The following is a 21,424-nucleotide window of genomic DNA, read 5'->3' on the forward strand; positions in this document are numbered from 1 at the left end:
AGTCAGTAATTTATAAGAAGAAGTGTAGCGTAACTTTTCGCATTAAACTATTTTATTTAAATTTCAAAAATACGGTTTAAACTTCGATAATCGAATCGAACACGCATTTAAATAAGGTAGACATCAAGTTGGGTTCAATGGAGTTTCGCTAGACATAAAAAAGCCCCTGACTCTATATTGAAGTAATTTCGATATACAGTCAGGGGCTTAGTCGAGTCAATCTAGCTTATGGAGCAATCATGGTATTTGTTAAATTCATTTAATGACATTTAAACACCCAATCAATGTTAAGCACTAGGCTTAACATTGATGTCAGGCGCAGGTATATCCCAAATGTAGAATTTACCCTCTTCAATAAGTTTGATTTGCTGACGAATGATGTCATTGTTAGGATTTTTCTGTTCAAGACGACGTAAGCGCTCTAGTGCATTATCGCGGCGATCACTTAACAAGTCTGACTGTGCCAAGCTTTGCTCTGCTTCGGTATAGCCAAGAGACACTGCGCGGTCTAGGTATTTTTGACCTTCTTTGAAGCCGCCGCCTTCTGACAACATCATGCCATATAAGAAGTTGGCTTCGCCGCTATCAGGTTGCAGTTTAATGGCACGGTCAACATATTTTCCACCACGTATCGTATAGTCTGACCCCAAATCTAAGTTACGTCCCATGCCATTGAGTTTAGCGGCACGAATCAATACATCATAAGAGGCATTTGGTGATTCAGCATAAGGCTGTATCCACTCAGCCAATACTTTGATTTTTTCACGCGTATAATGGCGCTGTGAGCGGTTAGGGAAGTTTGGTGGGTAATGACGAGCATTAGGTGAGACGTCTTCGATGAAATCATCAAGCAAGCTCACGTCTAGCTGATCGTTGTTATTACCGTTTTGCTGAGGAATCAACACAGTCGGTACAAAGCTTACGTCTGACAATTGTACTTGCGGCGTTGGTATATTGGCAAGCTGACCACTACGCAGATCGACACCAGTAGCGGTCAATGGACCAGGCTCATAAACTCGAGTGGTGCCGGTGAACTCAGGTATTTTTGGTGCTGGTACAACATCTTGTGGTTGCAATGTACTCATTGGCGCACGATACGGCTGAGCATTATTTGGCAAAGGAGCGCTTTGTGGAACGCTACTGCTTTGAAGGTCAGTTGGTTGAGTATTGGCTGTCACTGCCGCAGTCGGTGAAGTTGATGGAGTACCCTCTTGTCCTGTACTAGCCGCAGTCGGTCGAGCAAGGCGAATCACACGTTTGCTAGAATCCATAGCGCTAGGCACAGATGTGGCAGCAGTATCGGTCTTTGCAGCATCTGTTGCCGCATTGGTTTCAGCCGCATTGACAGGCGCTGATAATAGCATGGCACAAGCTGTTGCCAGTGCTGTCAGAGTTGCCAGTTTAGGCGACTTGCTAGACGCACGGGCAGAGAGAGTCGATTGGTTGATGGCTTTCATAAAAATCGTTACCTTAATTTATTTAGTTGTTATTTAGCAATTGAATGGTTATTAGCTCATGTCTTTGCGGCAAAATCATACAAATTTTTAATACCCTAACAAATTCAACTGAGCGCTATCAGTAGTAGGATTGTTAATAGTAAAGCAATAGCGTGTACGTTATGCCAGAGACAGCAGGGTAAATGAGAGCAATATCAATGATAAAGCGCACTGCACTTACCCTCACAACGAACTTGCCATCACAACCTATCGCTTAAAACCTGCTATCACAGATGGCAATTATAAGTGATATGCCGTGGCTTTCATGCGATTGGCCATCCAGCGCATAGTATGACGTACAGGTGGTGATAACGCTGCGCCGCCATTTGCTAATGCTAGCTCACGATGATGCAACTCTTCAATATCCATTTGTGCCAGTATCTCTTTTGAGCGTTTATCGTGCTCTGGTAATTGGGTGATATGCTCTTGTAAATGTTCGCTGACTTGAGCTTCTGTCTCTGCGACGAATCCCAAACTAAATTCATTAGAGATGGCACCCGCGACTGCGCCAAGACCGAAAGACATGCCATACCATAATGGCGTAAAGATACTGGCATGACTGCCAAGCTCGTCTAATCGCGTCTCGCACCAGACCAGATGATCGACCTCTTCTTCGGCTGATTGCTGCATGGCTTGCTTGACGCCACTGTCTTTGGCGGCAAATGCTTGACCATGATACAGACCTTGCGCGCATACTTCACCAGTATGATTGATACGCATCAATCCTGCGACATGTCGCGCCTCGGTGATAGTGAGCTCAGGAATCTCGTCACTGCTGACTGGTAGTGGACGAGTGCTAGGGTTTGAATGTGGTACGACAGCTCGTAATGCCTTATCGACCCCAAGTAACAATTGGTCGACTTTGGATAAGGGACGCAGGGCCATGATTCACTCCTGATGGCTTAAATACGATCAAAAAATTAAACTTATCTGTTCTTCTAAAAACAGCATCTGTTTTTCTAAAATAATGATAGTGATTAACGCATAGGTATTACTATAGCAAACAATCTAAATTATCAGCACCAATATTATCCATTTGATAACACACCGATTGCTATAGCAGCATGTCAATCTTACTTATGGAGCCACTTCATCGTGCGTTTGGATGACTGCATTTTTAATATGCTTATTGAGTTTACTGTATAAAAAGGCACCGAAGGCAATGTTTATGAGTCCTGTCACTAAAAATAGCTGAGGTAAATTGAATCCCAAAGCGTTCAAGATAACGATAGAGAAAATCGCTGAGGTGACCATAAATATCGCGTTAAAGATATTGTTGGCACCAACGACGCGCGCGCGGTGGCTCTTGGGTGCATAGGCCTGCATAGAGGCATATAACGGTACGATGTATAAACCGCCGCTAAAGCCCAAAAAGAATAAATCAGCAAACACGCGCCAGCTGCCACTCACCGCAAATAACTCACTGATGCCAAACAGAGTTGCATTATTCACATTGATGTTGAGACTTGACAGTGAAAAATACAAATCAATCGCAAAAATACTTAAGCCGGCGATACCAAAGGGCAAAAGACGTAAGCTGACTTGGTTTTTGGTTAGTGATTTGCATAATAATGAGCCAATCGACACACCAACAGAAAATAAGGTTAATAGGAAAATAACCACTGATTCATCACCATGTAAGATGACCTTGCTGAATTCTGGCGTTTGGGTCAAAAACGTCGCGCCATAAAACCAAAACCAGCTATTACCAAGGATGACAAAGAACAAAAAAGGCAATGAATATAAGTAGCGCACCGTCGCCACACTAGTGGTCACAATGTTCCAGTTGATTTTTAGGTTTGGCTGCATCGCTGGCATGTGGGGTATCAATCGTGCGACAAAATAACCCAATACGGCGATGACCAATACTGTCACACTTATCCAATAGAGCGGCTGTGCTATCTGGGTTAAAACACCCGCGATAATCATACCGAGTAAGATCGCTAACGACGTCCCCATTTGAAACAAACCATTAGCGCCAACCAATTCATCTTCTTTCATCGCTTGTGGTAAGTAGGCGTATTTAATAGGCCCGAAAAAAGTAGATTGAGTACCCATGAGAAACAACGCAACAAATAACAATGCGTACCACTCAAACACGAACCCTACTGCCGCAATCACCATAATCACGAATTCAAGCAATTTAATCAATCGTGTGAGTTTTGATTTTTCAAATTTATCCGCGATTTGTCCTGCCAGTGCAGAAAACAAAAAGTAGGGCAAAATAAACAACATCGCGGCCAAGTTATTCAAAATACTGACTTCCATGCCCAACTGACTCGCAGCGGTGTAAGTCAAAACCAGTATGAGCGCTTGCTTAAAAATATTGTCATTAAACGCGCCCAAAAACTGGGTAAAAAACATGGCGCTAAAACGGCGGTGCTTAAATAATTGAAACTGATTGGCCATGAAAATTCCTACAGACGGGTCGCGGTTGCTAGATCAAAGAAAAGCGCTAAATACCGCTTTTAAAGTGAAAGTAATTATCTATATAATTATTAACAGTATCAAAAACTTATCGAAATATAGCATAGGTTTTATCAATATTAAGCCGTATAATAGCAAGGCTTTGGTAAAAATACATGCGCTCGACGCTATGATTTCATAATTATCTAAGTTATGATTTGTAAATTTTGCATGGTTGCGTCGCGAGGTGTGAGTAATGGCAAAGGCTTGCTACCACTCACGCATGTCCATATCTTGATAAAAACATGGTGCTAATCTGACACCAAGGTTTGCGTTATAAATGGTCATTATCCAAAGCAAGAAAGTAAACCATAATTCAGCCAACTGCTATAAGTTTATTCACCGGTAAGACTAGGCGATTGTTATCGTTCATAATATTGTGCCGCGTGAGGTGATAGGAAATACACATGAAACACCAGCCTTCAACGCTTGCGCGCAATGTATCGATGATGCAGTGTGATACGGATAATGTTCGAGAGGATATTAAAATCCAAGATTTTCAGAGTGACCGTTTTCAAAAAACACGTCGTGCAGCAGCTATGGCAACTCATGGCAATGCGCCGCGCATTCATTTTACGCGCTCAGCACTTTTCACTGCGCTAGCTACCAGCCTGGTGGGTTTCGGTATGGCACCTTCTGCATTGGCTGATACCACAAATAATATCAGTTCTCCTAAACAACCTACGAGCAATCAAATAGCTGTCGATCAATCAAACAATCAATCAGCAAGCACTCAATCGACCACACTGTCAGATGATGATACTCAGCTCGATATCGCTTTGGATGCATTGCGCCTAAAAAAGGCAGTAGAGCAGGGCATTATCGATCAGTCAGTATTGGATGAGTACAGCGAACAAAGCCTAGGCATTAAGAAGTCTGATGCGCAAGATAAAAGCGCTAAAAAACCAGCTGCTCAGCCTCAGGGTACGACTAATTCTCAGGCAAATGCCATGGATAATATGGCTGGCGCAAATGATGCTCAGCTCGATCTTTCCGATAACGCCAATGATGACTTGTTGCAACAAGCCGCAGCCATACAGCAGCAGGGTTATCAGATGATGACGCCCGAGGAGATTGATCGTGAGCTCGCTGCGATGGATATGCAGAATGCCCAAGATATTGATGACATCAATAATAGTACGGACGTTAATAGCAGTAACGTTAATAGTACCAACGTTATTAATAACAATAATAATGATATCAGCAACAACGATCGCGATTTTGACGCGCCAATTGCTACATTAGATGATACAACCCCGCCTATTGGTTTAGATGTGGATTTGGATGCGACCAATCTGCCAACTCCTAACAACCTTGAGACATTAGGTAGGAATGAGAGCGCTGCTGAAAGTGCACAGACGGCTGAAGTTATGTCGCGTCCGATCGATGTTAGCGACTCTGTCAGTAGTGGACGCGTGGATGGAACCGGTACTTTCGATAATGAGATTGTCGCCAATGCCAGTGATGAGACCAACGAAGATGGTACAACGTCAGATATCATCAATCCTGATGACTACTTGCCAGACTATCAAGCGGACTCTCAGGGAATAAACCAGAGTATCGAACAAGCCAGTAAGCCCAAGCCAATGGCGCGTAATAAAGGCAATATCGTGAAACGCCTTTATAACCGTTTATTCAATGCAGGTGTGATGGCATTACCACATGTAGATACTACAATTTATCTACGGCAGGCGACCGCTGAAGGTGTTGTCAATGGTAAGCCAAAGCTCACCAAAGCGGACAATGACGTTCAGCCCATGAAAAACATCAAGGCTGCCCTTGATGATACGACGGTTCAGTCAGTTACCGACTTTACGGCCGCCTTGCCACGCCTGCGCCAAACAGCATTAGAGGCAGCCCAAGCAGTGGGTTACTATGATATTACGTTACGCCTACGTCAGCGCAATGCTGACACGATCGATGTCATTATCGAAGAGCTGGGCGAGCCGGTACGTGTGGACAGCCGTATTGTTGAGATTCGCGGTGAAGGCAGTGAACAACCAGAATATATAGCACTTGAAAAAGACTTGCCACCACAAGTGGGTGATATCTTCAATCACCGTGTTTATAAAGATAGCAAGGCGGCTCTTGAGTCGCTGAGTAATACTTATGGCTATTTTGATCAATATTGGCTCAACAAATCCGTTGATATTATCTTGCCAGATAATACAGCAGATGTGTCGCTGGTCTACAACACTGGTGATCGTTATGAGTTTGATGACGTTGTGTTTTTTACATACGATGAAGAAACCAACACCTTAACCCAAGATCCTGACAAGCTACCTGTTGAGTTGTCACTATTACAACAGTTGTTTGACTTTAAGTCCGGCGATCCTTTTTATCGTCCAGCGGTGACCGAGTTTAGCAATGACTTATCAGCGACTCGTTATTTTAATACAGTCAACGTTGAGTCGATATTGCCGCCAGATGAACGCAGTGAAGCCAGTACTTTGGCTTTTGATAACACACCTACCAATAATAGCGGCACACTCGACGACGATATTAATAGTGATGGCGCCTCAGAAATTGCGGGCAATAATGGTGCTGAAAGTTCAGCTGCTTCTAATAGTAGCCGTGTTAATAATGACAATAGCGCTGATGACAGTGATGAAAATAATGCAGAGAGTGAGGACAATACGACTGCCAATAGCGGTGAAACAGTCAATCCCGCCGACATTGCGGCGATCGATTTTGAAGCTGATGCAGCTACACTTGATAAACTACAAGCTATCAAACAAAAAGCAGAGCGCTTGAGCCGCTTACCAAATGACCGTGTATTGGATGAAAAAGACCAAGAAGCGGACAATCTTTTGGGTAAAATAAGCGACGGCATCAGTAATATTGCGCAAAAAATATTCCCTGATGAAGAAAGCTTAATCACTGATGAAAACTTTGTACCACCAACGCTGGCTGGTCGAAAAACGCCGCAACAAGTGGCAGAAAGTAAAAAAGTACCGTTGTATGTTTTTGTCTCTTCAAGTAAGCCACGCGATGCCCAAGTAGGTCTTGGTTACGGCACAGATACGGGCGTGCGAGCGACGGCAAAAATAGACTATAATTTGCTCAATCGTAAAGGCTATCAAGCTGGTGCAGAGACCGAAGTTTCCAGAATTACTAAAAACGTCGCTGTTTATGCCAGTCGACCTTGGAAACATCCACTTAACGATAAATTAGATGCGCGTCTTACCTATGAAGAAGAGGTCATCGACCAAGGTGAAGGCAACTTCGACTTGTCTACTACGACGCTAAAAGCAGCATTGGCGCGTAATATTCGCCGTGATAGTGGCTGGAATCGCAGCTACTCTGTGAATTACCGTTTAGATGAGCTAGAGACTGGGGTCGATGAAACAGAGTTGGACGATCTACCTATTCGCTTTACTTCCTCTAAGCCTAAGCAGCAAGCGCTGCTATTTGGTTATGGTATGAACAAAACCGATGTAGACAGCGTGACCAATCCGACTCGCGGTATGCGTCAGTATTACTCGCTTGAAGCAGGGGCTGATAAAGCCCTTAGCGACACTAATATGGCAATCATTCGCGCGGGTGTCAGCGGCATTTATAGTTTTGGCGATGAGCAAAAGCATCAAGTGCTGGGCAGTCTGAATACGGGCTACATCTGGGCAGATGATTTTTATGATGTGCCTTATAAATTACGCTTCTTTGCGGGTGGCGATCAAAGTATTCGTGGTTATGACTATGAGAGCTTGTCACCGCTCGACAAAGGCTATTTGACTGGTGGGCAAGTGCTTGCGGTTGGTAGTGCAGAGTATAATTATGAATTTAAACCAGGATTCCGCGGGGCATTCTTCACTGATGTGGGTAATGCTTACGATAAAAACTTCGAGACTGAGACAAAGGTCGGCGTCGGTGTTGGTATCCGCTGGGCATCGCCAGTCGGTGTGGTAAGAGTTGATGTGGCGGCTGGGGTGACAGAAGAAAGCATACCCGTTAGACTGCATTTCTTTATTGGCTCGCCTTTATAGCCATGCAATCCAGTAGTGACATCATTTAGCGCGTATTGAACATTATTAAGTCGTCTCCGTTAGTGACATAGAGACAGGTTCAACACGCGCTATTAGCAATATCCGTTGTATTCCTTATTTATCGTGCCGATTGCCGGTGACCATTCTTTAACGTAGTTGAGTGTCATGCTGACAAAAAATACCCCGCCTAATAATGCCCCAGATGAAGATCCAGCACAGCGCGATGCTCGTGCCGTCAGACGTTGGTATCCGCTGTCATTTTTGCTCAAATTACTGGTGCTTATTTTAATTGTGCTGGCCATCATGTTTGCTGTGTTTTTTTACGCAATGGGCACAGAGTCGGGTACGAAGTTTATATTAGAGAAAGTCAGTGCTGAGACGGGCATTGATTTTAAATATGGTCGCGGTAATTTACGTGATGGTATCTGGGTCACTGATATCGATATCAAGGCGACTGAAGACCTTGAAGTATTGGTTGATAAAGCTTACGTCAAGATAGGCTGGCGTGCCATATTTGCCAAAGAAGTGCATCTGCGTGATGCAGACATACAAACCATTGAGATTATCAATAACAAGCCACCAACGGGTGAGCCGTTCGATTATAAAACGTTACAGCTACCAGTGAACTTACGCTTTGATCACGCTAAAATAAAAAATATTACTTATAAACAAGTGACCAAAGAGCCCATCGTTGTGCAGGGTATTGTTGCCCGTGATTTAACATGGGTCGGTAGCATAGTAACGGTTGGTCGCGGCGATTTACAATATGCTGATATCGTCAAAATCAGTGCCTTACAAGGTGAAATTGATTTACAAGGCGACTATCCGCTAGATTTAAGCGCGATTGCAGAAGTCAGTGCGCTAGAAAAAGCCTACGTTGATCCATTGAATATCACAGCAACAGGAACGCTAAAACGTACGGTCGGTAAAGTTCGTAGTCGCTACAATGACAGCGATGTGAGCGGTGATTTTGTTGTCCAAGGATTGGATCAGGATTCGCCATTCCAGGCAAAATTGCAATGGGATGATATTTTGATCCCTTATGCGGAAAGCCAAAAAATTCGTTTAAAAAGTGGTACTGCTACCGCGACAGGGGTGATCTCTGAAATACGTCTGCGTATCAATACTGAGCTGACGGCTAAAGACATTCCGTCTGGTCACTATCAAGGTCGCGCCGTTATTGCAAACAGTCAGTTACGTATTGATCGCTTAGATGCTCAGGTGCCAGCTGGAAATTTAATTCTGCAAGGTATTTTAGATTGGCAAGACAGCTTTGATGCAAAAGTACGAGCGACAGGGAGCAATTTTGATATTCGCCGCGTTATTCCTGATGACTATGCTGATTTCAAAGCATATGCACCGCAAAAGCTGAATGGTCGACTGTCATTACATTATCAGCAGCAAAACAGCGCTGGTAACATAGAGCTTGATGCAGATTTGCGTCAACGTGATGGCGAGCATGTGAATGCTAATATCGTCCAAGGCAAAACGTCAGCGAAGTCGACACAGGTAGCGCCTTGGTATATCGATGCCAAATGGCAAAACCTAATCCGCCGCGATGTGCCTAATATCGGTAATATTGATAGTCCGCGTGGACAGGCGGATGTCATCATTCGTGGCTCACGGTTATCAGTAGATGCCAATGCGGTCATTAATGAATTGAATGCCGCTCCTAAAGGCAACTATGATGTGCGCGTGCGCAAAGCTGGGGATGTCATCGACATTAATCGCCTGAACTATAAAGGGGTCGTGGGCGACTTATCAGGTACTGGACAGATTCAATTGGCAAATAAAAAGCGTCCGCTCACATGGCAGATAGATGCGCGTACCAATGGATTATTACCCAAACAGTATCGAAGTGATTTGCCGCTTGAGCGCCTAACCGGTAGTGTCAGCGCGCGTGGTCGTTTATTGACTATTACTAAAGGTGGCGTTAGTGGTCAGCGTCATATTATTACCTTAAACGATACCGACTTGCAGGCGCAACTTGATGCGACTCAAGATGGCCGTGCTATTGGTATAACGGGTGCGGGTGATGCCAAAATCGATATCGTTGGTGGCGAGCTGTCTATGTTCGATGCGCGCTTCAATGGGCAAGTCGATACTGCAGATGTACCAAAAGGACGCCTATCTATTGATGCGGCTGGCACGCCAAAGTTTATTAGTATTCGTAAGCTCAATTACAACGGTGAAGCGGGCGCAGTGAATGCCAAGGGCGTCATCGATTTGCGTAAAAATATCGGCTGGACCATAGATGGTCGCTTTTATAAATTTAATTTGGGTTATTTTTTACCCAACAATCCAGCGATTATTACCGGTGACTTGAAGACCAGCGGCGAGTGGCAAACTGCGCCTAAGAATAGTAAAAATGCCGCAGGCAAACTGCAACGTTTTGCGGTGAATTTCGATGGAGTGCTAGATGCTGAGCAACTGCCAGCGGGCAAGCTAACCATTGATGCCAGTGGTGATGATCAGCTGATTCGTATCAAGCGTTTCCGTCATGTGGGCGCGGCAGGCAGTATTGACGCCAAAGGGACGGTTGATGTACGTCAAGGCATTGCGTGGGATATTGATGCAGTGATGGATCGTTTTAATATTGGTTATTTCCTCAAAGATACTCCAAGCCTTATCACCGGCACTATCGATACGGATGGGCGCTGGAGTGACTCGCAGCAAATCATTAATATCAAAAAAATTGATTTAAGAGGTATGCTAAAGGGTCAACCGCTTAGTGCCAAAGGTAGCTTAGCAGCGAAGATGCGTCTGCCAAAAGATTTGGCAAGCTATTTCAGGCGTCTACAAACGCAAGATGCACAGGCGCAATATAAGCAAGTAAATGCTTTGATAGACAGCTTAAACGCGGATAATTTAGTGCTACGTTGGGGTGATAATTATGTCACTGCTAATGGCAATGCTAAGCAATTACAAACCAAAATTAATATCACCAGTCTGGATCAGTTGTCAGATAAATTGGCTGGCAAAGTCACTGGCGGTGCGACCTTATCACAGCCAGCAGGACAAGCGCTGCCAACTATTTATATCGATTTAGTCGGTGAGCGAATTGCGCTGCCAGGCTTTATTTTGCGCCAAGGTCGCGTGCGCGGTAAGCTGGTCAATTTAGCAAACAGCCCAAGTCAACTTATTATCACCGCTGAAGGCTTAGATGCAGCTGGACAGAGTTTTAAAAGCGTTAAAGCAACATTTAATGGTACTGAGCAGGCGCATGTGGTCAATCTTGACGTTGCCAATGAGCAGCTTACGATTGGCGCAAGGCTTAAAGGCGGCTTCAATCGGGATAAACTGAGCTGGTCTGGCGTCATCGGTAAGGGCCGTGTTCAATCTAAATATGCGACCTTAAATCAGTTACAGCCAGCGCAGTTAATTGTGAATTTACCCAACAATCAAAATGGCAATAATAACGATTTAAAAGTACAGTTGGCAGCGCACTGCTGGCAAGCCACCGATCAAACGGGCAAGGTATGCTTACGTGAAAATTTAATCGCGTCACCTGATAAAGGTGAGGTGAATATTGCCTTACAAAATCTAGATACGTCATTACTATCGGTCTTTTTACCCAAAGATATCGACTGGCATGGCAAAATTAATGGTAAGGCGATTGTTGGCTGGCAACGTGGTCGTCCACCGACGATTAATACCACACTGTATTCAGACAACGGCAAAATCGGCTTGATTCAAGATGGTGATAGTTTACCCGTCACTCTGCCTTATAAGCGGGTCTCATTGATTGCACTGTCCGTCCCTGAGGGCATCAAACTACGTACCGATATTAACACTGGTGGCGGTGCGCGTGGCTATGCTGAAGTGGTCGTTGATCCTTATAAGACGCCTAAGCCAATTTCGGGTGCTTTGGTATTGAATGAGCTTAACCTTGCGATATTCAAGCCTTTCTTCCCAGGTATGCGAGTGCTAGAGGGCAATGTCACGATGGCAGGAGGATTGGGCGGTACATTAGATAAGCCGCAATTCTATGGCGATGTGAAACTTGCTAATGGCCGTATTGCGATGCTTGATTTGCCCATTAATTTAACCAATGTAAATACTGACGCCAAAATTCGTGGCACGCAAGCGACTATTGATGGAACCTTTAGCAGTGGTACGGGTAAAGGGGTTTTGACTGGGACAGTTAATTGGCAACAAAAACTCCAAGCCAAGCTTAGCGTCAGCGGCGAGCGTTTGGTGATTACTCAGCCACCATTGTTAGTGGCAGAAATCAACCCTGATATTGATATCATCGTGCGTCCAGGCGATCGTTATGTCGATATTAAGGGAGCGGTCAGCGTACCGTCAGCGACCATTCGTCCGCCAGAAGCCAGCGAAGATATCATTACTCAAACCGAGGATGCGGTGGTTCTTGATCGTCGTCTCATTGGCAATATTGACGAGGTATTGGCAATATCGAAACCTTGGTCAATCAATGCAGATATCGGTGTCGACTTGGGTGATGATATCAATTTCCGTGGTTTTGGTGCCGTTATTCCTTTAGCTGGTGCGATTAATATCACTCAAACTGGCACGGGTGTCATGCGTGCAAAAGGGGTGGTGCAAGTATCACGTCGTACCAATATCAACGCTTTTGGTCAGAACCTAGAGCTTAACTACGGACAAGTGCGCTTCAACGGTGATGTGATGAAACCTAACCTCAGTATTGAGGCGGTTAAAACGATCAGTGGTAAAACGGTAGGTGTGCGTGTCAAAGGCAATACAGAAAGCCCCAATATTATCGTCTTTAATAATGCAGGTTTGACCCAACAGCAGGCGATGAATGCTTTGGTGACAGGTCGAATTAATAACAAAGGCGCCACCCAAATCAGTGAGCAAGGCTTTAAATCGCAAGTGACGAATAACCTAGCCGCCGCGGGCTTAAGCTTTGGACTGAGTGGCACGCGCAATCTAACCAATCAAATCGGTCAGATTTTTGGTTTTCAGAGTTTAACGGTTGATGCCTCAGGCAGTAGTGAAGACACCAACGTCAATGTCACTGGTTACGTGACGCCTGATTTGTATATACGCTACGGAGTAGGGGTATTTAATGCTCAAAATAGCTTATCTATTCGTTATCAGTTAACTCGACGTATTTATGTAGAGGCAACCTCAGCGGCAGAAAACGCGGTGGATGTGGTTTACAGTTGGCAGTTCTAAATCGCATCGTTTTATGCAATAAAAAACGCCTTTGAATGAAGGCGTTTTTTTATAGGTAGGCTAGGGCGTGTCCTCAATTCAATCGATAGTTATCTAAATGGGTTAAAAATGGCTAAATCTTGCCAAACGGCGTCAAATAGTTGACTAATATCTCGATATTATCGGCGCTATTTTCCTTGTTTGACGGCAATTTATCTCATTTTTATCACCATTTTTAGAATGAGGACACGCCCTAATATTGATGATGAATGATATTAATCTATTTAGTCAGAATTAAGCGATTATTACGTGTTAAACGTAATCGATACTCTTCACCCTCATGCTCGATACGCACTTCTTTAGTGAGTGCAAATAAGTGTTGTGATTGTAAAGTTGGTAAACGGTTTTCACGGCAATTCAAGTAACGAGAGATAACCATGCTCATAGTAAATTCCTTTTGATAAAAAATGGCTGAATAGTAGTGGCGATACAGTAACTATCTTTAACGATAATAATTATCATTTACATTGAAGGATTTTGCAAGGTAATTGATAAAATAAAATGCAGTCATTGTGTAAACTTATCTAAAGCAATTTTTGTAAATGAAATTTAACTAAATAAAAATTAGCTGATTGTTATTATGAATCAATAGGTTGATTTTAGATCGACTTGGTTTTTTGAAAGTATAAACCAATCAAATCGCACTTTAAAAAAACAGTAATAAAGGAGACGCCGATGCCAAATGAAGCAGATAACCACATTGATAGCTCATATAACAGTGAAAAAGTACTTATCGTAAACGTGGCAGTTGCGGTCATTCATCATAAAGCCCAATATTTACTTGGATTTAGAAACGCCGCCCAGCATCAAGGCAACCGCTATGAATTTGTAGGTGGCAAAATAGAAACCAATGAAAATGCCGAGCAGGCATTGATTCGGGAAGTCGCTGAAGAGACAGGCATTGAAATTTGTGACAATACGATGGTCAAGCTTGGACGTCTGCATCATGATTATGGTGATAAGCAGGTCAGTTTACAGATTTATAAGGTTGAGCTGACCGCGCAGCAGTATGAGCAGCATAAGCATCGCCAATATGGGCTAGAAGGTCAGGCGCTAACGTGGGTAGATAAGGCAGATTTATTAGCAGGAAAATATCATTTACCCGCTGCTAACCAGACGATTCTCGAATGGTTGAGTGTGCCAACAACGATAGCAATTACCTATCCATTGACGCATTTTGATGCCTCACCTGATCCAGTGGCCGCATGGCTGACTTTTCATCAAAACAAGCTAACAGCCAATGCTTGGGTATATATTCGAATAAAGGCAGCTGGCTCAGAAAGTATAGCAGCGCAGTTGATGCATATGCGTCCAGATATTAAGGCGATTGTTCCTTGTGATGTCAATGGACAGACCCTAACCACTGAAGCGCCGCTAGCAATGAAAGATACAACCACTGCCAATTCAATCGTTGCCAATCAGCTGTCTCATACCGCATTGTTGCAATGGTCGGAGGATACACAAGATAGAGTGCTGTCTAAAAATTATCCGTTAATAGTCAGTTGTCATGATGCCGCCAGTATTGATGCTGCCAATAAACTGGCTCATGCTCGGTTACAACAGCAATTACCGCCCGTCATTGGCGCCTTTTTGTCTCCTGTACTAGTCACCCATACACATCCTGATACTGTGCCACTTGGTTGGGAATCATGGTCAGCATTGGCGCAATTGGCTGACATGCCGATTATCGGTTTGGGTGGTTTATCACCTGTGATGATTCATCAAGTATTAGAGCACGGTGGTATCAGTGTTGCTGGTATTCGACAGTTCTTTGAATAGTAAAGAACTAATAGAGGGAGTGTTGGCACCAATGCTGACCAGTTCTGAACCAGAATTGCCATTAATTGGCATCTATCAGGGCAAATAATTGATTTTTAATATATTTATCCAATCAGTAACTATGTGTTTATTCGGTATTTATTCTACTGCATAAACGCATAGTTACTTACAAACCGTTGCTTTTTCCTACATTGCGACACTGTTTTAATAGTTGAGCTGCCATTAATATATATCACCTAAACAAAGAGTACTTACTCTATATTCTTATAAGCGAATTGCTTATCAACATATCTCTTAACTGCTCTCATAATATTTGGTTTTTGCAGCGCCAGCTTTTACATTCAATATATTTTTAAAAGTTGAAGACGCACAGAAGATGAGAGTATATATAGGGCATATAAGAAGAATAGTTAACAGTCACTATCAATAATGGTACCTCTATGAAAACCAATAAGTTACCTCAATCAGCATGGTCTGATACAAAGGAAGCTGGTTCTCAATCTAAGCAGACTACACAGTCGTGCCACTATCATCTGAATGAGGGTAGTACACGGCAGACAGGTCACGCCAGCAACGATGCTAGCTACAACCATGATAATCTAAATGACCAATATTCTACCCATTTGGCAAAAAAAACGTCTTCGAAAAATCACTATTTTGGATATAAAAGCGCCGATAAGAGCCCACTACGGGCAAAAGAGTCTACTATGACTAACAGCAATAATAACAAAGACGGCGATTCAAAACATAGCGAAAGCAGTAATTTCGTTAGTGATTACTGTACCAAGGATAGTGGTCACTGCACTAACGATTATAAATGGTCACAAGAGTTGAGCGAAAAAGAATCTGGACAGAACCACCATTCAACGCAAAATGCTGATTCATCATCAACCTCTAATTACTCATCATACAAAGAAATACCGGAGCGTATATTTATGAATGGACTTATCAAGCATACGGGTATAGCTCTAGCTATTATCATACCATTAGCTGCATTCTCAGCGTATGCGGCGACGCCACCAGTCAATGCTACCGCTGACATGACTGCTAACGCCACTACCGATAAAACCACTACAGAGACACTGTCAATCAAGCCAAGCGCCATCATTCATAAGTCTGCAAGCACACCGACCACAGTGGATAGCGTTGATCTAAAAAAGTATGCAGGAACATGGTATGAGATAGGTCGTTTGCCCATGTATTTTCAGCGCAATTGTGCCAGTGATGTCACCGCCAATTATACTGAAAAAACCGACGGCTCAGGTATCATAGTCACTAATAAATGCGTACAGAAAGACGGTTCTGATATTACTTCTGAGGGTATCGCTAAGCCTGTTGATGAGTCAGGCAGTAAGTTAAAGGTCACATTTTTACCATCGTGGATTCGTTGGTTGCCAGTTGGTCGTGCAGACTATTGGGTACTAGCACGTGATGCTGATTACAAGACTGCTTTAGTAGGAACACCTGATAAAAAATATTTATGGTTATTGGCACGTTCGCCAAACGTCACTCAAGAAACTTATGCCAAATATCGTCAAATCGCTCAACAGCAAGGCTATGACTTAAAAGAATTTAAGTTAACCCCGCAGACCAATCAAACGGTTAGTCTCGTTCCATAACGAGCATCACTGACTAGAACGTGTCTTCAATTCACTCGATAGTCATCTCAATGGGCTAAAAATGGTCAAATCTTGCCAAACATCGTCAAATAGTTGGTTAATATCCCGATATTATCTGCGCTATTTTTCTTGTTTGACGGCAATTTATCTTGTTTTTATCACCATTTTTGAAATGAAGGCACGCCCTAGATACTGAGTTAAATAGTAGTGGTACTTTATCATCCACTATTTGATACTGGCAATAATAAACAATAAGGCAGCATAATTGGCTGCCTTTATTTTCATAATAACCTGCATAATTCAATAAAATGCTTTATAAGCGCTAGCAGATCGGTTATCACTGGCAAAATAGGCCGTTTTAGGCTAAAATCTAGGCGATCTCAATACTCTACCTCAATAACTGACACCGATATCGTGCGGTTGCCATACTAGAGTGATTGCGTAGACCACACATAATCTATCTAATCTGTATTCTCTATCATTTACTGATCACACATTACTGACCATAAGGATGTTTCTCGTGAGCAACGCTGATACCTTACGCCAATTACATCAAGACCACTTAAGCAACTACAACAATCAAGAGCAACAAGCGATTGAGCTGATGGGGCTATTGAATAAGCTCTATAATGAGCAAGACGTACAAGTAACCTTGTTCGGTGACACGTTAAATACGACGTCAGTTGGTCAAATATTGGCATTGCATCAAAAAGTAGCCTTGCGTAACCAAGACGCTAAATCTATTGATATCGCTGACACTTTAGCCATGGTTAAAGCGCTAGCGGCTAATGATAAGCTTCAGTCTGCACAGGTTGATGTTGGTCAATTAATCGCTAATGACAGTGATTTACAAGCAGCACTTCAAGCAGTTAATGTTGATGACACTACGGTTAATCCGGCGACTGATGTCGTGCTATACGGTTTTGGTCGTATTGGTCGTATTTTAACTCGCCTGCTATTATCACAAGCGTCAAGTGCTAAAGGTATGCAGTTAAAAGCCATCGTCGTACGTCCTGCGGCATCTGGCGATTTGGCCAAGCGCGCATCATTGCTAGAGCGTGATTCGATTCATGGTAGCTTTGCTGGTGGCGTGGTGGTTGATGATGAAAACAATGGCTTGATTATCAATGGTCGCTTTGTTCAGGTCATCTACGCTAAAGATCCAAGCGAGATTGATTATACGACTTACGGTATTAATGATGCGTTAGTGATTGACAATACGGGCATTTGGAAAGATGAAGCGGGTCTTGGCAAGCATTTGCAATCGACTGGTGTGAAAAAAGTCCTATTAACAGCCCCAGCTGGCGGTGAGATTAAAAACGTTGTTTATGGTGTAAATAACGATACAGTCGGTGAAGATACAATCGTCAGTGCGGCGAGCTGTACCACCAACGCAATCACCCCAACGTTAAAAGTATTGAACGATGAATACGGTATCGAAAACGGTCACGTTGAAACGATTCACTCATTCACTAACGATCAGAACTTGATTGATAATTATCATAAAGCGGATCGCCGTGGTCGTAGTGCTGTATTGAATATGGTTATTACCAGTACGGGTGCTGCTAAAGCGGTTGGTAAAGCACTGCCAGAGCTTAGTGGTAAACTAACGGGTAATGCCATCCGTGTACCAACGCCAAACGTCAGCTTAGCGATTTTAAACTTGAATCTTAAAACAGCACCAGAAAGTGCTGATGCATTGAACGAGTTTATGCGTAAAGTATCTAATAGCAGTCAGTGGCAAACACAAATTGCTTATACAGATTCTACCGAAGCGGTATCGACGGATTTTGTTGGTGATACCCATGTAGGTATTGTCGATGCCCAAGCGACTATTTTGACCGACAATCATGCCATTGTTTATATCTGGTATGACAATGAAGTTGGCTATAGTACGCAAGTATTACGTTTAGCCACACAAATGGCAGGCATCAGTTATACACAGATTCCAGCTTAATACATTTGTACAGCAGTAGTGAGTTTTTAATATTGAGGTATTCTTTATAAGAAAGTACTTTAATAGTCACTTTTAGCATGGACAAATAGATGTGATTTTTTAAGTTAATATATACCGCACCCGATAGTCCAATTGGTTATCGGGTGTTATTGTCACAGATAAAGCAATGATATATAGCAACATAGACGTAAGTCTCCTATTTTTTGAAAGATACCTATAGGCAAAAGAAGCAGTATATGACTGCTATTGAGTCTATAAACTAGAGTGTAAATAAAGGAACGTAAGATGCGATTTATTGATGAAGCCGTCGTAACGGTAAAAGCAGGTGACGGTGGTAACGGAATCGCCAGTTTTCGCCGAGAAAAGTATGTCCCACGTGGTGGACCTGATGGTGGAGATGGTGGCAAGGGCGGAGATATTTACGTCATTGCAGAGGATAACACCAACACCCTAGTGGACTATCGTTATACCCGTCGTCACGATGCTATGCGAGCAGAGAATGGCCACAGTAGAAACTGTTCAGGCAAGGGCTCTGATGATTTGTTTTTACCAGTACCTATCGGTACCACGGTAGTTGATACCGAAACTGACGAAGTGTTGGGTGACTTGATTGAACTTGGTCAGACGTTACTGATTGCCAAAGGTGGTGATGGTGGTTTGGGCAATACCCATTTTAAGAGCTCTACCAACCAAGCACCGCGTAAATCGACGTCTGGTTTTGAAGGTGAGTTAAAAGTTCTTAAATTTGAGCTAAAAGTTGTGGCTGATGTTGGCTTGATTGGTTTGCCTAATGCTGGTAAATCTACCTTTATTCGTCAAGTCTCTGCTGCTAGACCAAAAGTTGCTGACTATCCGTTTACTACCCTCGTTCCGAATCTAGGTGTGGTTGATATCGGTCGTCATCGCTCATTTGTGATGGCAGATATTCCAGGTTTGATCGAAGGTGCTTCAGAAGGTGCTGGACTTGGCATTCGTTTCTTAAAACATGTGGCTCGTACTCGTCGTCTGTTACATGTGGTTGATGTAAAGCCAATTGATGGCAGCGATCCGGTAGCCAACGCTCGTGTTATTTTGAATGAACTTGAGCGTTTTTCGCCTGAGTTATCCAACTTGCCCCAGATTTTGATATTAAACAAAATTGATCAGGTGCCTGACGAAGAGTTAGATGAGCTTTGTACTCATATTGTCGCCGAGCTTGATTGGGCAGGCGATGTATTTCGCACGTCAACCTTAATGGGTGAAGGGACTGATGCAGTTAAATATCATTTAATGAATGAGATTGAGCTAGAGCGTGAGCGTGAACTAGAAGATCCTATCTTCGCTGAAGCACAAAGAACCCGTTTTGAGCGCTTAGAAGTAGAAGTACGTCTAAACACTGAGGCGCAGCGTGAAGCCTATCGTGCGGCCCGCAAAGCGGCTCGCGAAGGTGTAGATATAAGCGACGACGATGCTGATTTTGACGATGACGATGAAGATGGTGTTGAGGTCATTTATGTTCCTTAAGCTAACAGGCTTGAGCTGATATACTTGAATTTTTTAGATCAATCCCCGTAATCAATTCACATGAGAGACAGGAGTTTATATGGCAGGTGACATAGAAAACACGACCGAAGAAGCAAGGTTTATTAAACAAACTCGCAACTTTGATATTCAGCGCGTTATTGTCAAGATTGGCTCATCGTTGTTAACCAATAACGGTCGAGGGCTGGATCGAACTGCCATATATGAGTGGGCAAAGCAGATCGCTAAATTGCACAAGCAAGGCGTCGAAGTACTGCTAGTATCGTCAGGTGCCGTTGCTGAAGGTGTGGTACGAATGAATCTTGAGGAGCGCCCGAAGAAACTAGCAGCACTACAGGCCTGTGCTTCTATTGGTCAAATGGGTTTGATTGAAACGTGGTGGTCAGCATTAATCCAACATGGTATTCAAAGCTCGCAGCTGCTACTGACTCATGATGATTTGTCTAATCGTAGCCGTTATCTCAATACGACGGGCGCGTTGACACAATTATTAGAATGGCGCGTGCTACCGGTTATTAATGAAAACGACACTATTACCATTGATGAAATTAAATTTGGTGATAACGATACTTTGGGCGCGATGGCGGCGGCGATGGTTAATGCCGATTTATATATCATTTTGACTGATCAAGATGGGGTGTTTACGGACAACCCACGTGACAATCCTAATGCAAAAATGATTCGCCAAGAGCGTGCGATGGCGGATTACTTATTTGATATTGCAGGGGATGGTGGCAAGCTTGGTCGCGGCGGTATGCTGACCAAAATTCGTGCTGGTCGTCTTGCAGCGATGGGTGGTTGTCCAACCGTTATCGTGAGCGGTGCTATCGATGATGTTATCACTCGTGTGGTATCAGGCGAAGCGGTTGGTACTTTATTGACCACCAATGATCAAGACAAAATCATTGCACGCAAACAATGGCTTGCCGCACATTTACGTATGTCAGGCACTCTAATAGTCGATGCAGGCGCAGCAAAAGCAGTAGTTGAGCATCACAAGAGCTTGCTACCGGTCGGTGTTGTGGAAGTACGCGGTGATTTCGATGAAGGTGACGTGGTTGAGGTGGTGCATCAAGATACGGGCGAGCGTTTAGCGGTTGGACAAGTGAACTTCTCCTCTCGTGATGCTTGCCGAGTGGCTCGTGAGCGTACTGAGCAGTTTGATAGAATTCTTGGTAATAATGAAGAGCGTGTGGTCATGGTACACCGTGATAATTTAGCGCTGACCATGTAGACCATTCATGGTATTTATCCGATTTTAATTATAAGCACGATACTATCAATTAAAAATTAACGGCAAATGACACTCTAAAACCCTAAATGCTTTTAATGGTTATTAACCAATAAATCGTCATTAAACATGTGTGGCTTTTCGTAATAGAGTGTCGCTATCTGAACGTTTTA

The 21,424-nt window shown here is 43.4% G+C and carries 11 protein-coding genes; 7 read left to right on the plus strand and 4 right to left on the minus strand.

What is annotated here, in order from left to right; all coding sequences use genetic code 11:
* Nucleotides 1–287: 287 nt before the first annotated feature.
* From I3252_RS04975 to I3252_RS04985, 3 genes are all read right to left on the minus strand, one after another.
* Nucleotides 288–1,457 carry a hypothetical protein gene (locus tag I3252_RS04975; RefSeq protein ID WP_238034410.1) on the minus strand — a complete coding sequence of 390 codons (1,170 nt, stop codon included), beginning with the start codon at nucleotides 1,455–1,457 and terminating at the stop codon, nucleotides 288–290.
* A gap of 279 nt (nucleotides 1,458–1,736) precedes the next feature.
* A complete protein-coding gene (gene coq7, locus I3252_RS04980; RefSeq protein ID WP_238034501.1) occupies nucleotides 1,737–2,375 on the minus strand; it encodes a 2-polyprenyl-3-methyl-6-methoxy-1,4-benzoquinone monooxygenase in 639 nt (212 codons plus the stop codon).
* Nucleotides 2,376–2,573: 198 nt separating this feature from the next.
* Nucleotides 2,574–3,905 carry an MFS transporter gene (locus tag I3252_RS04985; RefSeq protein WP_055124429.1) on the minus strand — a complete coding sequence of 444 codons (1,332 nt, stop codon included), beginning with the start codon at nucleotides 3,903–3,905 and terminating at the stop codon, nucleotides 2,574–2,576.
* 464 nt (nucleotides 3,906–4,369) lie between these two features.
* Here I3252_RS04985 and I3252_RS04990 point away from each other — a divergent pair, with 464 nt between their 5' ends.
* Both I3252_RS04990 and I3252_RS04995 read left to right on the plus strand, forming a co-directional pair.
* A complete protein-coding gene (locus I3252_RS04990; protein ID WP_238034411.1) occupies nucleotides 4,370–7,945 on the plus strand; it encodes a BamA/TamA family outer membrane protein in 3,576 nt (1,191 codons plus the stop codon).
* A gap of 165 nt (nucleotides 7,946–8,110) precedes the next feature.
* Nucleotides 8,111–13,105: a translocation/assembly module TamB domain-containing protein gene (locus I3252_RS04995; protein ID WP_238034412.1), complete on the plus strand. Its 4,995-nt coding sequence runs from the start codon at nucleotides 8,111–8,113 to the stop codon at nucleotides 13,103–13,105.
* 259 nt (nucleotides 13,106–13,364) lie between these two features.
* On the opposite strand, the gene I3252_RS05000 is transcribed toward I3252_RS04995, so the two are convergent.
* On the minus strand, nucleotides 13,365–13,529 hold the full coding sequence (locus tag I3252_RS05000) for a hemin uptake protein HemP (RefSeq protein ID WP_010200173.1): 165 nt from the start codon (nucleotides 13,527–13,529) through the stop codon (nucleotides 13,365–13,367).
* 290 nt (nucleotides 13,530–13,819) lie between these two features.
* Here I3252_RS05000 and I3252_RS05005 point away from each other — a divergent pair, with 290 nt between their 5' ends.
* The 5 genes from I3252_RS05005 to proB all read left to right on the plus strand — a co-directional run bounded on the left by I3252_RS05005 (nucleotide 13,820) and on the right by proB (nucleotide 21,254).
* Nucleotides 13,820–14,923, plus strand: coding sequence for an NUDIX domain-containing protein (locus I3252_RS05005; RefSeq protein WP_238034413.1), 1,104 nt, complete (start codon nucleotides 13,820–13,822; stop codon nucleotides 14,921–14,923).
* Between the two features lie 440 nt (nucleotides 14,924–15,363).
* Complete coding sequence (locus tag I3252_RS05010; protein WP_238034414.1) at nucleotides 15,364–16,542, plus strand: lipocalin family protein; 1,179 nt, start codon at nucleotides 15,364–15,366, stop codon at nucleotides 16,540–16,542.
* A gap of 511 nt (nucleotides 16,543–17,053) precedes the next feature.
* On the plus strand, nucleotides 17,054–18,499 hold the full coding sequence (locus I3252_RS05015; protein WP_238034415.1) for a glyceraldehyde-3-phosphate dehydrogenase: 1,446 nt from the start codon (nucleotides 17,054–17,056) through the stop codon (nucleotides 18,497–18,499).
* 285 nt (nucleotides 18,500–18,784) lie between these two features.
* Nucleotides 18,785–20,002: an Obg family GTPase CgtA gene (gene cgtA, locus I3252_RS05020; RefSeq protein ID WP_238034416.1), complete on the plus strand. Its 1,218-nt coding sequence runs from the start codon at nucleotides 18,785–18,787 to the stop codon at nucleotides 20,000–20,002.
* A gap of 79 nt (nucleotides 20,003–20,081) precedes the next feature.
* Nucleotides 20,082–21,254, plus strand: coding sequence for a glutamate 5-kinase (gene proB / locus I3252_RS05025; RefSeq protein ID WP_045445028.1), 1,173 nt, complete (start codon nucleotides 20,082–20,084; stop codon nucleotides 21,252–21,254).
* The last annotated feature ends 170 nt before the right edge of the window (nucleotides 21,255–21,424 follow it).

Source organism: Psychrobacter sp. Ps4 (assembly GCF_022129285.1).
GTDB lineage: Bacteria > Pseudomonadota > Gammaproteobacteria > Pseudomonadales > Moraxellaceae > Psychrobacter > Psychrobacter immobilis_A.